We start from the raw sequence: 12585 nt of genomic DNA, 5'->3' as shown, positions 1-12585 counted from the left end.
GGATGGCACTGGCGGACGGGTAAAATGGCGGCCCGATGAATATTTCCGCGCCCCCGCTTAGCGACCTTCCGGCCCCCAGGCGCAAGCACGAGGCCGACAAGCTGGCCAAGCGCCTGCGCCACCAGGTGGGCAAGGCGATTGCCGACTTCGGCATGATCGAGGACGGCGACCGGGTCATGGTCTGCCTGTCCGGCGGCAAGGACAGCTACACCATGCTGGACGTGCTGCTGCAGCTGCGCAAGAAAGCGCCGGTGGATTTCAGCATCACCGCGGTGAACCTGGACCAGAAACAGCCCGGCTTCCCCGAGCACGTGCTGCCGGAATACCTGCGTTCGATCGGCGTGGACTTCCACATCCTCGAACAGGACACCTATTCGGTGGTCAGCCGGGTGATTCCGGAAGGCAAGACCATGTGCTCGCTGTGTTCGCGGCTGCGGCGCGGCGCGCTGTACGGCTACGCCGAGCAGCACGGCTTCACCAAGATCGCGCTGGGCCACCACCGCGACGACCTGGTCAACACCTTCTTCCTCAACCTGTTCTTCCACGCGAAGTTGAGCGGCATGCCGCCCAAGCTGCTCAGCGACGACGGCAAGCACGTGGTGATCCGCCCGCTGGCCTACGTGCGCGAGGACGACATCGAAGCCTACGCCGAGGCGAAGGGTTTCCCGATCATCCCCTGCAACCTGTGCGGCTCGCAGGAAAACCTGCAGCGCAAGCAGGTCAAGAAGATGCTGGCGCAGTGGGAGAATGAGACGCCCGGACGGATCGAAACCATGGCGCGTGCGCTGGGCGACATCCGTCCGTCGCAGCTCAGCGACCCGAAGCTGTTCGACTTCCTCGCCCTCGGCAGGCGCGGCGATGCCGCCCTGCCCGATGCACATGCGTGGCTGGCCGGCGCTCCCGCCGCGCCGGAGCCGGTGGCGATGGCGCTGCATCCGGTACGCAACCACGACGGGCTGGACATCCTCAAGTCCTGATCCCGCGCCGCGCTTCCCGCACTTCCACCCGGCCGCCGCCCATCCGCTGGCGATGGCCTTTCCACAGGATTCCCGATGTTCTTCCGCAACCTGACCCTGTTCCGCTTCCCCGCTTCACTGGAGCTGTCCGACCTCGAACCGCAGCTGGCCGAATGCGCGCTCAAGCCGGTCGGCCCGCTGGAGCTGTCCTCGCGCGGCTTCGTGCCGCCGCTGGGCCAGCACCACGACGCCTTCCAGCACCTGTGCGACGGCGCGCGCTGGCTCACCGTCGGCGGCGAGGACAAGCTGCTGCCCGGCGCGGTGGTCAACGACCTGCTGCAGAAGAAGCTGGCCGCGATCGAGGAGAAGGAAGGCCGCAAGCCCGGCGGCCGCACCCGCAAGCGGCTGAAGGACGAACTGATCACCGAGCTGCTGCCGCGCGCGTTCGTGCGTCCGGTGCGTAGCGACGCGCTGCTGGACAGCCAGCTGGGCGTGATCGCGGTGGACACCTCCTCGCGCAAGTCGGCCGAGTCGGTGGTGTCGGAAGTGCGCCGCGCGCTGGGCAGCTTCCCGGCGCTGCCGCTGAACGCGGAAGTGGCGCCGCGCGCCATCCTCACCGGCTGGCTGGCCGGCGACGCGCTGCCCGACGGGCTGGCGCTGGGCGACGAGTGCGAGCTGCGCGACCCCACCGACACCGGCGCAGTGGTGAAGATCCAGCGCATGGAGCTGTCGGGCGAGGAGATCAGCAAGCACCTCGAGGCCGGCAAGCAGTGCACGCGGCTGGCGCTGGTGCTGGACGACCATGTCAGCTTCGTGATCGGGGAAGACCTGATCGTGCGCAAGTTCAAGCTGCTGGACGGCGCGGTGGACCAGATGGAGTCCACCGAGCACGACGACATCGTGGCCGAACTGCAGGCCCGCTTCGCGCTGATGACCGGCGAGTTCAAGCGCCTGTTCGCCGTGCTGGAGAAGGCGTTCAAGCTCAGCAAGGCGGAGTGAGATTTTCTCCTCCCCTTGCGAAGCAGGGGGAGGCAGGGAGGGGGTTGCTCCGACGGCAAGCACACCTCTCCACCCCTCCCCTTCGCCATTGGCGAAAGGGAGGGGGTTTAGAATCTCCCCATGCGTTCCCTGTTCCGCCTGCTGCCCGCCCTGCGCACCGCGCCGACGACCCGTGCACCGCGGCGCGAGCAGGTCAGTTTCCAGCTCGACGCGCAGCGCAGCATCGAACTGCTGCGCGTGCATGACCCGCGCGCGAAGCGGATCAAGCTGAGCGTCGACGAGCGCGGCGCACGGCTCACATTGCCGCTGCGCGCCAGCCGCGCCGAGGGCGAGCGCTTCCTGCGCGAACATCGCGGCTGGCTGGCCGCGCAGCTGGACCGGCAGGCCGATGCCGCCGGCAACGGCCTGGTGCGCGACGGCACCGCCACGCTGCCGCTGCGCGGCATCGAGCTGCCGCTGCGCTGGCAGGGCGGGCGCGCCACCCGGCTGGAGGCCGACGACGACAGCGGGCTTCGCTTCATCGCCCCGGCCAATGCCGGCGACGCCGCGCTGCGTCGCGCGCTGAAGGATTTCTACGAAGCGCAGGGACGCGCCGACACCGGCCGCTGGCTGCCGAAGTACCTGCCCGACATGCCGCGAACGCCGCGCCGCATCGTGTTCAAGCGCACCTCGTCACTGTGGGGCTCACTGGCCCCGGACGGGACGCTGGCGCTGGACCTGGCCCTGCTCTTGGCGCCGCCGCCGGCCTTCGAATACGTGCTGGTGCACGAGCTCTGCCACCTGCTGCATGCCGACCACTCGCCGCGCTTCTGGGGCGAGGTGGAGGCGCGGTTCCCGGCGTGGCGCGACGAGCGCGATTTCCTGCGCGTCGAAGGCCGTGCACTGAAGGGCAGGCTGCGCCAGCTGCTGGCCGGCTGAGGCGGCGATCCACGTATCCTCCGGTGACGACAACCCCGGGGAACCCATGTCCATGATCCAGACCCATCGCCGCCTGCTGGCCCTCGCCCTGATCGCCGCGATCGTGGCCCTGCCCGCCTGCAAGAAGGCCCAGGACGCCGCGGTCGAAGCCGCGATGGAAAAAGCCACCGGCATGAAGGTGGACAAGGACGGCAACGCCGTCACCATCAAGACCGAACAGGGCGACCTGAAAGTGGCCACCGCCGAGGACGGCGGCAGCGTGCCGCTGCCGGCGGGCTTCGCCGCCGACATCTACCTGCCGGACGGGCACAAGGTGACCAGCGCGATGGAGCTGGGCGGCGCGCAGATGGTCAACCTGACCACCGCGGCCGACATGGCCGCCGTGCATGCCGCCGCCGACAAGGCGATGCAGGACGGCGGCTGGAAGCGCGAGATGGAGATGCAGACCGGCGACGGCAGCAGCCTGGCCTACAGCAAGGACAAGCGGCAGGTGTTCTACCAGCTGATGAAGGCGGAGGAAGGCGGCACCCAGCTCGCCATCCGCGCCGGTACCAACGAGTAACCGCTGCCGGCGGTGGCGCACCGCGCGCCGCGACCGCCGCTTCGGGACAGCACGGCGCATCGCATCGCAACGCAGCAAGGCGCGCCTGCGACGGTGCCGCCGCAGCGCCCGTCGGGCTGCTAGCGCGCCATCAGGAAATCGTGGATCGCGCCGGCCACCGCGTCCGCCTGCTGCATGTGCAGGTGGTGGCCGCCCGGCATCGCCAGCAGGCGCCCATGCGGCAGCAGCCCGACCCGCCGGCGGCGCTGCGCATCGGGAAAATAGGGCTGGGCAGGGTCGGCAAACACGGCCAGGGTCGGACAGGTGATGGCGGCCAGCATGTCGTCGATCTGCGCCTCGGTCAGGCGGCTGAGGCTGGGCAGGGTCAGGCGCTGGTCGCTGCTCCAGGTATAGCCACCGGCCGCCGGACGCACCCCGCGCTCCACCAGCAGGCGCACCAGCGCTTCGTCCAGCCCGCTGCCGGGCACCCGGCCGGCGTGCAGGCGCGCGCGCGTGGCGGTGTCGATGTCGGGGAACACGCGCAGCCGCTTGTCCGCCACCAGCCGCTGCGCGGCCACCGCTTCGCGCATCCGCGCCGCGGTGTGTTCCGGCGTTTCCGCCAGCGCCCCCAGCATCTCGATCACCGCCAGCCGCTCGATCCGCTCCGGGCAGGCGGCGGCGATCATGCTGGCGATGCCGGCGCCCATCGAATGCCCGAGCAGGTGGAAGCGGTCCCAGCCCAGCGCGTCGGCGGCATCCAGCACCGCGCCGATGGCGACGCTGAAGGAATACTCCGCGCCCGGCGCCAAGTGCGCGCTATGGCCGTGGCCGGGCAGGTCCAGCGCGACCAGGTCGAAGCCGCGCAGGTGCGGTGCCATCGGCAGGAAGCTGGCGGCGTTGTCCAGCCAGCCGTGCAGGGCCAGCACGCGCGGGCCGCGGCCGTCGTTGCGCAGCGCGGCCAGCCGGCCCAGCGCTACGTCGAAACCGGTCTCGTGCATCAGGCCCAGCCCGCGTCGCCGCGCGCCAATGCGGCCAGCGCATCGGCATGCGCGCCGCCCGCGTTCAGGCAGGGGATGTAGCGCAGCGACTCGCCGCCGGCGGCGCGGAAGGCGGCGTCGTTCTCCACCGAGATCTCTTCCAGCGTTTCCAGGCAGTCCACCGCAAAGCCCGGGCAGACCACGTCGACGCGGCGCACGCCCTCGCGCGCCAACGCTTCCAGCGTCGGCAGGGTGTAGGGCTCCAGCCAGCGTTCGCGGCCGAAGCGCGACTGGAAGGTCAGCAACAATTCGTCGCGCCGAACGTCCAGCGCCGCCGCGATCGCGCGCGCGCTGGCCTCGCACTGGTCGGCATAGGGATCGCCACCGTCCACCAGCCGCCGCGGGATGCCGTGGAAGGACAGCAGCAGGCGCTCGCCGCGGCCGTGCGCGGCCCAGTGCGCGCGGATCGAGTCAGCGATCGCCGCGGCCCAGCCGGCATCGGTGTGGTAATCGTGCAGCAGTTCGACCTGCAGGCCGGCCGCGGCCACGGCCACCGCGTCGGCCACGCTGGCGGTGGTGGTGGTGGAGTACTGCGGGTACAGCGGCAGCACCCGCACCCGGTGCACGCCGGCGGCGCGCAGCCCATCGAATACCGAGGCCACCGACGGCTCGCCGTAGCGCATCGCATGCACCACCTGGCGGTCCGGCAGGCGCGCGGCCACCGCCTCGGCCAGCGCCGCGGTGTGCACCGCCAGCGGCGACCCGCCTTCCATCCAGATCTGCGCGTACTTGTGCGCCACCTTCGGGCTGCGCAGCGGCAGGATGACGAAGTGCAGCAGCGGGCACCACAGCCAGCGGGTCAGCTGGACCACGCGGTGGTCGTGCAGGAACTGCGCAAGGTAGCGGCGTACCGCCGGCGCGGTGGGCGCGGCGGGGGTGCCGAGATTGACCAGCACCAGCGCGGGGGCGGAATCGGGGGACGTCGACATGCGCATAGGATCGCATGGCCGCCCGCGTACCATGCGCTGACTTAATATCGATTCATGGCCGCCGCGCCACGATGCGGTTTCGCCCCCGCTTTTCCACAAGACCATACAGTCCACGCAGACCACGGAGACCACGATGACTGCGACCCCGCGACGCCTGACCCTTGCCCTTGCCGTGCTGCTGGCTGCCGGTGCCGTCGTCGCCGGTTCACGCGAGGACGTGCGCGCCGACGACGCGGTGCGGGTGGTGCGGCAGATCCAGTCCATCCCCGAAGCGTCGATCCCGGACCGCCTGCTGGACGATGCCAAGGCGATCGTGGTCGTGCCCGACACCATCAAGGCCGGCTTCATGCTGGGCGGCCGCCGTGGCCTCGGCCTGATGGCGACCAAGGCCGCCGACGGCAGCTGGACCAACCCGGTATTCGTCAAGCTGGCCGGCGCCAGTTTCGGCCTGCAGGCCGGCGTGCAGTCGGCCGACGTCATCCTGGTGTTCCGCAGCGAGCGCGGGCTGGACAACCTGGTCAACGGCAAGATCACCCTCGGCGCCGATGCCGGCGTGGCCGCCGGCCCGGTCGGCCGCAATGCCGCCGCCGCCACCGACGGCGCGCTGAAGGCCGAGATCTGGTCGTGGTCGCGCGCGCGCGGGCTGTTCGCCGGCGTGGCGCTGGACGGCGCGGTGCTGTCGATCGACAACGGCGCCAACCGCACCGCCTACGGCAGCGGCGTGACCCCGCGGATGATCTTCGAGGGCCGCGCCCCGCAGGCACCGTCGTCCGCCATCGTCGCCTTCCGCGATGCGCTGGAGGAAGCCACCGCCGCCGCCCGCTACGCGCGCCGGGGCGCCGCCGCGCCCGCCGCACCGGCCGAACCCACCCCGGCCGCCGCTTCGGTGCAACCGCTGGACGCCGGCAACCCGGCCACCACCACTCCGCTGCCGCCGGCCACCAAGCCGTAAGCTAGAATCCGCGGTCTTCCCCTACAACCACGGGTGCATCCATGGGCGGCTTCAGCATCTGGCATTGGCTGATCGTACTGGTCGTCGTGCTGCTGGTGTTCGGCACCAAGCGGCTGACCTCCGGTGCGCGCGATCTCGGCAAGGCGGTCAACGAGTTCAAGAAGGGCATGCACGGCGACGAGGAAGACAAGCCGGCCGCGCGGATCGGCGAGGACAAGGCGCCGTCTTCGGCCGAGCAGCGCGAACGCGACGACGCGGCACGCTGACGCCGCCAGGCGGCTTCGATGTTCGATTTCTCCCTCGGCGAGATGCTGATCGTCGCCCTGGTGGCGCTGGTCGTGCTGGGCCCGGAGCGGCTGCCGAGGGCTGCGCGCTTCGCCGGCCTGTGGGTACGCAAGGCGCGCGCGCAGTGGCACGCGGTGCGCAGCGAGCTGGAGCAGGAGCTGGCCAGCGAGGAACTGCAGCGCAGCCTGCGCGAAAGCCAGCAGGCACTGCGCGACGCCGAGGCGCGGCTGCGCGAGGCCACCGCGCAGGTGCAGGCGGACGCGCCGCGCGCGCTCGACCCGCCCGCCAGCAGCGACGGGGAACGCCGTGACGGCTGACGCCCAGAACCAAGACAACGAACGCCCGCTGATCGCCCACCTGCTGGAGCTGCGCACGCGCCTGCTGCGCGGCGCGGTCGGGCTGGCCGTGGTGCTGGCCTGCCTGCTGCCGTTCGCCAACACCCTGTACGGCTATCTGGCGCTGCCGCTGCTGGCCAAGCTGCCCAAGGGCGGCCAGCTGATCGCCACCCAGGTCGCCTCGCCGTTCTTCGCGCCGATGAAGCTGGCCTTCTTCGCCGCGCTGGTGGTGGCGATGCCGTGGCTGCTCTACCAGGCCTGGGCGTTCGTGGCGCCGGGGCTGTACCAGCGCGAGAAGCGGCTGGCGCTGCCGCTGCTGAGCTCGGCGCTGCTGCTGTTCTACGCCGGCTGCGCGTTCGCCTATTTCCTGGTGCTGCCGATGGTGTTCGGCTTCATGGCGCGGGTGACGCCGGACGGCGTGGCGATGATGACCGACATCAGCGCCTACCTCGATTTCGTGCTGGTGATGTTCCTCGCCTTCGGCCTGTCGTTCGAACTGCCGGTGGCGCTGGTGATCCTGTCGCTGCTGGGCTGGGTGACCCCGGCGCAGCTGCGCGAAGGCCGCGGCTACGCGGTGGTGGGCATCTTCATCGTCGCCGCGGTGCTGACCCCGCCCGACGTGGTCAGCCAGCTGATGCTGGCGATCCCGATGTGCCTGCTGTACGAGGCCGGCATCCTCGCCGCGCGCCTGGTCGCGCCGCGCGAGCCCCAGCGCGCGTAAGCGCCAGCCCGCGCGAACGCGGGCTCAGGCCTCGAAGGCGTGCACCTGTACGACAGCCGTTGGCGGCACGCCGGCATCGCCGAAAGTGTCGCGCCAGGCGAGGTAAGCCGCGCCCACCACCAGCACCAGCACCACCACGGCGAAGCCGAGCATGGTCAGCATCGTCAGCAGTGCGCCCAATGCCGGGTGGATGACGCTGCCCAGCACCGCCAGCAGGCTGGCCAGCAGCGCCACTACCACCGCCGCCACCAGCAGCGCGCCGACGAACAGCACGCCGGCCAGCAGGTTGGCGCCGATATTGCTGACCGAGGCGCGCAGCGCATTGCGCAGCGCATCGCCCAGGCCGTTGCCGGAGAACAGCATCAGCGGGATCGCGAACAGCATCAGCGCGTAGCTGAAGTAGTTGAAGACCAGCTGCACCAGGAACAGCAGGCCGGCATTCTGCGGCTGCGGCACCGTCGGGTTGGCGCCCTGCATGGCCGCCTGCATCGCCTCAAGATAGTCGCGCCAGTAGTCGCTGCCGGCCACGGCCACCATCAGCAGGCCGCCGACCACCGCCAGCGCCACCTGCACCAGCCCCAGCCACGCCAGCTGGCGTCCCTTGCCGCTGCGCAGCGGCATGAACACGTCGCGCGCACGCACCTGACGGCCGGCCTCGGTTTCGCGGATCACGTGCATCAGCCCGCCCAGCAGCACCGGCACCAGCAGCATCACCGCCAGGGTCAGCGGCAGCGCCACCGCCATCACCAGGCCAAGACCCGGCGGCTGCCCCGCGGCCTTGCTGCCGGCCAACAGCACGCCCACCAGCAGCGCAAATGCCAGCACCGCCGCGTACAGCGCGATGATCGCCAGCGCCGCCGCCCCGAACACCGCGCGCGGGTTCTTCGCGCCCAGGTCGATGGCCTGACGGAACCACACCAGCCCCTGGCTGGCCGGTAATCTGCGAATGTCCATGCTGCGCCCCGAAAACGATGCGCACAGGATACCGGAGCGTGCGTCAGCGCCGTGCGCGGCGGACGAACCGGCGCAGCACTTCGCGCGCATGCGGCGCCGCGCCGACCTCGCGCGCCAGCCGCCTGCCGCAGCGGCCCTCGCGGGCCAGCGCATCGGCGCGGGCGTGGATGTAGCCGCGCATGTGGCCGGCGCTGAACTCGGGATGGAACTGCAGGCCCCAGGCCGCGTCGCCCCAGCGGAAGGCATGGCAGGCGTCGTGGTCGTTGCGCGCCAGCACGGTGGCGCCCGGCGGCGGCTGCAGCACGCTCTGCAGGTGGGTGGCCTGGGCGGCAAAGCGCGCCGGCAGGCCGGCGAACAGCGGGTCGTCCTGCGCCTGCGGGTGCAGGTCGATGTGCACGGTGCCCATCTCGCGGCCGTTGGGGTTGTCGTCGACGGTGCCACCCAGCGCATGCGCGATCAGCTGGTGGCCGTAGCAGATGCCCAGCATCGGCAGCCCGGCGTGCGCGGCTTCGCGCAGCCAGCCGGCGCTGCGTTCGCTCCAGTCGTGGCGCTCGGTGACCATCGCCGCCGAGCCAGTCACTATTACGCCGGCGAAGCCGTCGCGTCCCGGCAATGCGTCGCCGCGCTGGACATCCACCACCACCGCGTCGTCGCGCCCCAGCCCGGCGGCGACCCGGATCCAGTGGGCGAAGCTGCCGTGGCGGCGCATCGACGGGGTGGGCTGGCCGGTTTCGAGGATCAGGAAGGGCGTGGTCATCGGCGTTGGCGGGCGGCGTGGCGGCGGGCGGCAAAACAGGCGCCCTTATACTAATCCGCTACCTCGCACTTCCCAGCCCGACATGGCCGTTCCGATCACCTTCCAGCAACTCGTCTCGCGCCTCAACGCCTACTGGGCGGAGCAGGGCTGCGTCCTGATCCAGCCGCTGGACCTCGAGGTCGGCGCCGGCACCTTCCATCCGGCCACCTTCCTGCGCGCGCTCGGCCCCGAGCCGTGGAACGCCGCCTACGTGCAGCCCAGCCGCCGCCCCACCGACGGCCGCTACGGCGAAAACCCCAACCGCCTGCAGCGCTACTACCAGTTCCAGGTGGTGATGAAGCCCAGCCCCGACAACATCGTGGAGCTGTACTTCGACTCGCTGAAGGCGCTCGGCATCGACCCGCTGGTGCACGACCTGCGGCTGGTCGAGGACAACTGGGAATCGCCCACGCTCGGCGCCTGGGGCCTGGGCTGGGAGGTCTGGCTCAACGGCATGGAGGTGACCCAGTTCACCTATTTCCAGCAGGCCGGCGGGCTGGAGTGCCGCCCGGTGCTGGGCGAGATCACCTACGGGCTGGAACGCCTGTGCATGTACCTGCAGAACTGCGACAACGTCTATGACCTGGTGTGGACCTACGGGCCCGACGGCCAGCCGGTCACCTACGGCGACGTCTACCACCAGAACGAGGTGGAGCAGAGCACCTACAACTTCGAATACGCAAACGTGGCCGAGATGTTCCACCGCTTCGATGCCTGCGAGGCCGAAGCGATGAAGCTGGTCGAAGCCGGCCTGCCGCTGCCGGCCTACGAGCAGGTGACCAAGGCCAGCCACAGCTTCAACCTGCTGGACGCGCGCCGCGCGATTTCCGTGACCGAGCGCCAGCGCTACATCCTGCGCGTGCGCAAGCTGGCGCAGGCGGTGGCGGAAAGCTATTACGCGCAGCGCGAGAAGCTCGGCTTCCCGGGCCTGAAGAACTGACGCTGCCGTCCCCGGAAGACGGGGACCCGGTGGCTGGCAAACAAGACGCACAAGACGCTGGCTGTCCGCTTTCGCGGGCAGGACCGGCAAAACGCAGAAGGCGCGACCCGCATGAGCATCAAGCAACCCCTCCTGATCGAACTCGGCACCGAAGAGCTGCCGGTCAAGGCGCTGCCCGGGCTGGCGCAGGCGTTTTTCGACGGTGTGCTGGCGGCGCTGGACAAGCGCGGCGTGGCCATCGAGCGCGGCGATGCCAAGCCGCTGTACTCGCCGCGCCGGCTGGCGGTGCTGCTGCCCGGCGTGGCGGTGGAGCAGCCGGAGCAGACCTCCGAGGTGCTGGGCCCGTACCTGAACATCGCGCTGGACGCCAACGGCGCGCCGACGCGGGCGCTGGAAGGCTTCGCCGCCAAGGCCGGGGTGGAATGGACGGCGCTGGAAAAAACCAGCGACGCCAAGGGCGAGCGCTTCGTGCACCGCGCCACCAAGCCGGGCGCGCGCACGCTGGACCTGCTGCAGGGCGTGCTGGACGAGGCCTTGGCCGGCATGCCGATTCCCAAGCCGATGCGCTGGGGCGCCCACACCTACGGTTTCGCCCGTCCGCTGCACTGGCTGGTGGCGCTGCTGGGCAACGAGGTCGCCGATCTCGAAGCGCTCGGCATCCGCGCCGGCCGGCAAACGCGCGGGCACCGCTTCCACGCGCCGCAGGCCATCGCCATCGCGCAGCCGCAGGACTACGTGGCCGCGCTGCTGGATGCCAAGGTGCTGGTCGATGCCGACGCGCGCCGCGCGCGCATCGTCGACGAGGTCGAGCGCGCGGCGAAGGCCGCCGGCGGCAGCGCGCGCATCGACGCGGGCAACCTGGAACAGGTGAACTGCCTCAACGAATGGCCGGTGGCGGTGGCCTGCGCGTTCGACCGCGAATTCCTGGCGGTGCCGCAGGAAGCGCTGGTCGAAACCATGGAGGCCAACCAGAAGTTCTTCCCGGTGCTGGATGCCAATGGCAGGCTCACCGAGAAGTTCATCGGCATCGCCAACATCGAATCCAAGGATCCCGGCGAAATCCGCAAGGGCTACGAGCGGGTGATCCGCCCGCGCTTCAGCGACGCCAAGTTCTTCTTCGACGAGGACCTGAAGCAGGGCCTCGTGTCGATGGGCGAGGGCCTGAAGACCGTGACCTACCAGGCCAAGCTGGGCAGCGTGGCCGACAAGGTGGCGCGGGTGGCGGCGCTGGCCGAAACCATCGCCGCGCAGGTCGGCGCCGACCCGGCGCAGGCCAGGCGCGCCGCGCAGCTGGCCAAAAACGACCTGCAAAGCCGCATGGTCAACGAATTCCCCGAATTGCAGGGCATCGCCGGCCGCTACTACGCGCAGCGCGCGGGCGAAAACGATGAAGTGGCACTCGCCATCGACGAAGCCTACCGCCCGCGCTTCGCCGCCGACGACATCGCCGCATCAAAGCTGGGCAAGGTGCTGGCGATTGCCGAGCGGCTGGACACGCTGGCCGGCGGTTTCGCCGCGGGCCTGAAGCCGACCGGCAACAAGGATCCGTTCGCGCTGCGGCGCAATGCGCTGGGGCTGGCGCGGACGATCATCGAGAGCGGGTTTGATCTCGACCTCAAGGCGCTGCTTGGCAAGGCGAACGAGTCGCTGGCTGCGAAGAACGTGCAGGCCGATGCGAGCGAGCTCTACGACTTCATCCTCGACCGCCTGCGCGGCTACTACGCCGACCGCGGCGTGCCGGCCGCGCACTTCAACGCCGTCGCCGAACTGAAGCCGGCCTCGCTGTACGACTTCGACCGCCGCCTCGACGCCATCGGCACCTTCGCGCAACTGCCCGAGGCCACCGCGCTGGCCGCCGCCAACAAGCGCATCGGCAACATCCTCAAGAAGGCCGACATCGACATCCCGGCGATGGAGGACGCGGCGCTGCTGCGCGAACCGGCCGAGCTGGCGCTGGCCGAGGCGGTGGAAGCCGCCTATGCCGAGACCGGCCCCGCGCTGGCGCAGGGCGATTACGTCAGCGTGCTGACCCGGCTGGCGGCGCTGCGCGCGCCGGTGGACGCATTCTTCGATGCGGTGATGGTCAACGCCGATGACCCCGGCGTGCGCGCCAACCGGCTGGCGCTGTTGCAGCGGCTGGCCAACCGATTGGGCAGCGTGGCGGCGATCGAGCATCTGTCGTCCTGAGGCCGACATGCGCACCCATGCGCCGGGTGCGCGTG

13 protein-coding genes and 1 pseudogene are annotated in these 12585 nt (G+C 70.6%); 10 read left to right on the top strand and 4 right to left on the bottom strand.

Features of this window, described 5'->3' with window-relative positions:
- Nucleotides 1-35: 35 nt before the first annotated feature.
- The 4 genes from ttcA (at nt 36) to E5S66_RS01685 (ending at nt 3435) form a co-directional block, all read left to right on the top strand.
- A complete protein-coding gene (gene ttcA, locus E5S66_RS01700; protein ID WP_138346964.1) occupies nt 36-977 on the top strand; it encodes a tRNA 2-thiocytidine(32) synthetase TtcA in 942 nt (313 codons plus the stop codon).
- A 75-nt stretch (nt 978-1052) separates the two neighbouring features.
- Entirely contained in the window at nt 1053-1955 is a 903-nt protein-coding gene (locus tag E5S66_RS01695; protein ID WP_138346962.1) for a recombination-associated protein RdgC, read from the top strand.
- A 120-nt stretch (nt 1956-2075) separates the two neighbouring features.
- Complete coding sequence (locus E5S66_RS01690; protein WP_138346960.1) at nt 2076-2873, top strand: YgjP family zinc-dependent metalloprotease; 798 nt, start codon at nt 2076-2078, stop codon at nt 2871-2873.
- A gap of 46 nt (nt 2874-2919) precedes the next feature.
- Nucleotides 2920-3435 carry a hypothetical protein gene (locus E5S66_RS01685; RefSeq protein WP_138346958.1) on the top strand — a complete coding sequence of 172 codons (516 nt, stop codon included), beginning with the start codon at nt 2920-2922 and terminating at the stop codon, nt 3433-3435.
- Nucleotides 3436-3554: 119 nt separating this feature from the next.
- Here E5S66_RS01685 and E5S66_RS01680 read toward each other — a convergent pair whose 3' ends face one another.
- Both E5S66_RS01680 and hemH read right to left on the bottom strand, forming a co-directional pair.
- Entirely contained in the window at nt 3555-4412 is an 858-nt protein-coding gene (locus E5S66_RS01680) for an alpha/beta fold hydrolase (protein ID WP_138346956.1), read from the bottom strand.
- Nucleotides 4412-5380 (bottom strand): ferrochelatase, encoded by a 969-nt coding sequence (hemH, locus tag E5S66_RS01675; RefSeq protein WP_138346954.1) that lies wholly within the window; start codon nt 5378-5380, stop codon nt 4412-4414. Before hemH ends, E5S66_RS01680 begins: the two co-directional genes overlap by 1 nt.
- Before the next feature lie 133 nt (nt 5381-5513).
- Between hemH and E5S66_RS01670 the strand changes: the two are divergent.
- From E5S66_RS01670 to tatC, 4 genes and pseudogenes are all read left to right on the top strand, one after another.
- A pseudogene (locus tag E5S66_RS01670) lies at nt 5514-6329 on the top strand (lipid-binding SYLF domain-containing protein); the annotation flags it as partial.
- A 44-nt stretch (nt 6330-6373) separates the two neighbouring features.
- Complete coding sequence (gene tatA, locus E5S66_RS01665; RefSeq protein ID WP_138346951.1) at nt 6374-6598, top strand: Sec-independent protein translocase subunit TatA; 225 nt, start codon at nt 6374-6376, stop codon at nt 6596-6598.
- An 18-nt stretch (nt 6599-6616) separates the two neighbouring features.
- Nucleotides 6617-6934, top strand: coding sequence for a Sec-independent protein translocase protein TatB (gene tatB, locus E5S66_RS01660; protein ID WP_138346949.1), 318 nt, complete (start codon nt 6617-6619; stop codon nt 6932-6934).
- The gene (tatC, locus tag E5S66_RS01655; RefSeq protein WP_138346947.1) at nt 6924-7673 is read left to right on the top strand and encodes a twin-arginine translocase subunit TatC; all 750 of its coding nucleotides are present in this window, start codon (nt 6924-6926) and stop codon (nt 7671-7673) included. The genes tatB and tatC overlap by 11 nt, the downstream gene beginning before the upstream one ends.
- Before the next feature lie 24 nt (nt 7674-7697).
- Here the strand turns inward: tatC and E5S66_RS01650 are convergent, their stop codons facing one another.
- Both E5S66_RS01650 and E5S66_RS01645 read right to left on the bottom strand, forming a co-directional pair.
- Nucleotides 7698-8627 carry a BPSS1780 family membrane protein gene (locus tag E5S66_RS01650; RefSeq protein WP_171033436.1) on the bottom strand — a complete coding sequence of 310 codons (930 nt, stop codon included), beginning with the start codon at nt 8625-8627 and terminating at the stop codon, nt 7698-7700.
- A gap of 43 nt (nt 8628-8670) precedes the next feature.
- Complete coding sequence (locus E5S66_RS01645) at nt 8671-9384, bottom strand: glutamine amidotransferase (RefSeq protein WP_138346943.1); 714 nt, start codon at nt 9382-9384, stop codon at nt 8671-8673.
- 82 nt (nt 9385-9466) lie between these two features.
- Here E5S66_RS01645 and glyQ point away from each other — a divergent pair, with 82 nt between their 5' ends.
- Together glyQ and glyS are read left to right on the top strand one after the other, a co-directional pair.
- Nucleotides 9467-10363 (top strand): glycine--tRNA ligase subunit alpha, encoded by an 897-nt coding sequence (glyQ, locus tag E5S66_RS01640; RefSeq protein WP_138346941.1) that lies wholly within the window; start codon nt 9467-9469, stop codon nt 10361-10363.
- Between the two features lie 111 nt (nt 10364-10474).
- The gene (gene glyS, locus E5S66_RS01635) at nt 10475-12550 is read left to right on the top strand and encodes a glycine--tRNA ligase subunit beta (protein ID WP_138346939.1); all 2076 of its coding nucleotides are present in this window, start codon (nt 10475-10477) and stop codon (nt 12548-12550) included.
- Nucleotides 12551-12585 lie beyond the last annotated feature (35 nt).

Source organism: Thermomonas fusca, from assembly GCF_005862345.1.
GTDB lineage: Bacteria > Pseudomonadota > Gammaproteobacteria > Xanthomonadales > Xanthomonadaceae > Thermomonas > Thermomonas fusca.
Note: the sequence above shows the minus strand (reverse complement) of the source record. Positions and strands in the feature narration are given on the sequence as shown.

Excerpts from the sequence above, each read along its gene's own strand:
- tatA (WP_138346951.1), top strand. The coding sequence starts at position 6,374 with ATGGGCGGCTTCAGCATCTGGCATTGGCTGATCGTACTGGTCGTCGTG.
- ttcA (WP_138346964.1), top strand. The coding sequence starts at position 36 with ATGAATATTTCCGCGCCCCCGCTTAGCGACCTTCCGGCCCCCAGGCGC.
- E5S66_RS01695 (WP_138346962.1), top strand. The coding sequence starts at position 1,053 with ATGTTCTTCCGCAACCTGACCCTGTTCCGCTTCCCCGCTTCACTGGAG.
- E5S66_RS01690 (WP_138346960.1), top strand. The coding sequence starts at position 2,076 with ATGCGTTCCCTGTTCCGCCTGCTGCCCGCCCTGCGCACCGCGCCGACG.
- hemH (WP_138346954.1), bottom strand. The coding sequence starts at position 5,380 with ATGTCGACGTCCCCCGATTCCGCCCCCGCGCTGGTGCTGGTCAATCTC.
- E5S66_RS01645 (WP_138346943.1), bottom strand. The coding sequence starts at position 9,384 with ATGACCACGCCCTTCCTGATCCTCGAAACCGGCCAGCCCACCCCGTCG.
- E5S66_RS01685 (WP_138346958.1), top strand. The coding sequence starts at position 2,920 with ATGTCCATGATCCAGACCCATCGCCGCCTGCTGGCCCTCGCCCTGATC.
- E5S66_RS01650 (WP_171033436.1), bottom strand. The coding sequence starts at position 8,627 with ATGGACATTCGCAGATTACCGGCCAGCCAGGGGCTGGTGTGGTTCCGT.
- glyQ (WP_138346941.1), top strand. The coding sequence starts at position 9,467 with ATGGCCGTTCCGATCACCTTCCAGCAACTCGTCTCGCGCCTCAACGCC.
- glyS (WP_138346939.1), top strand. The coding sequence starts at position 10,475 with ATGAGCATCAAGCAACCCCTCCTGATCGAACTCGGCACCGAAGAGCTG.
- E5S66_RS01680 (WP_138346956.1), bottom strand. The coding sequence starts at position 4,412 with ATGCACGAGACCGGTTTCGACGTAGCGCTGGGCCGGCTGGCCGCGCTG.
- tatB (WP_138346949.1), top strand. The coding sequence starts at position 6,617 with ATGTTCGATTTCTCCCTCGGCGAGATGCTGATCGTCGCCCTGGTGGCG.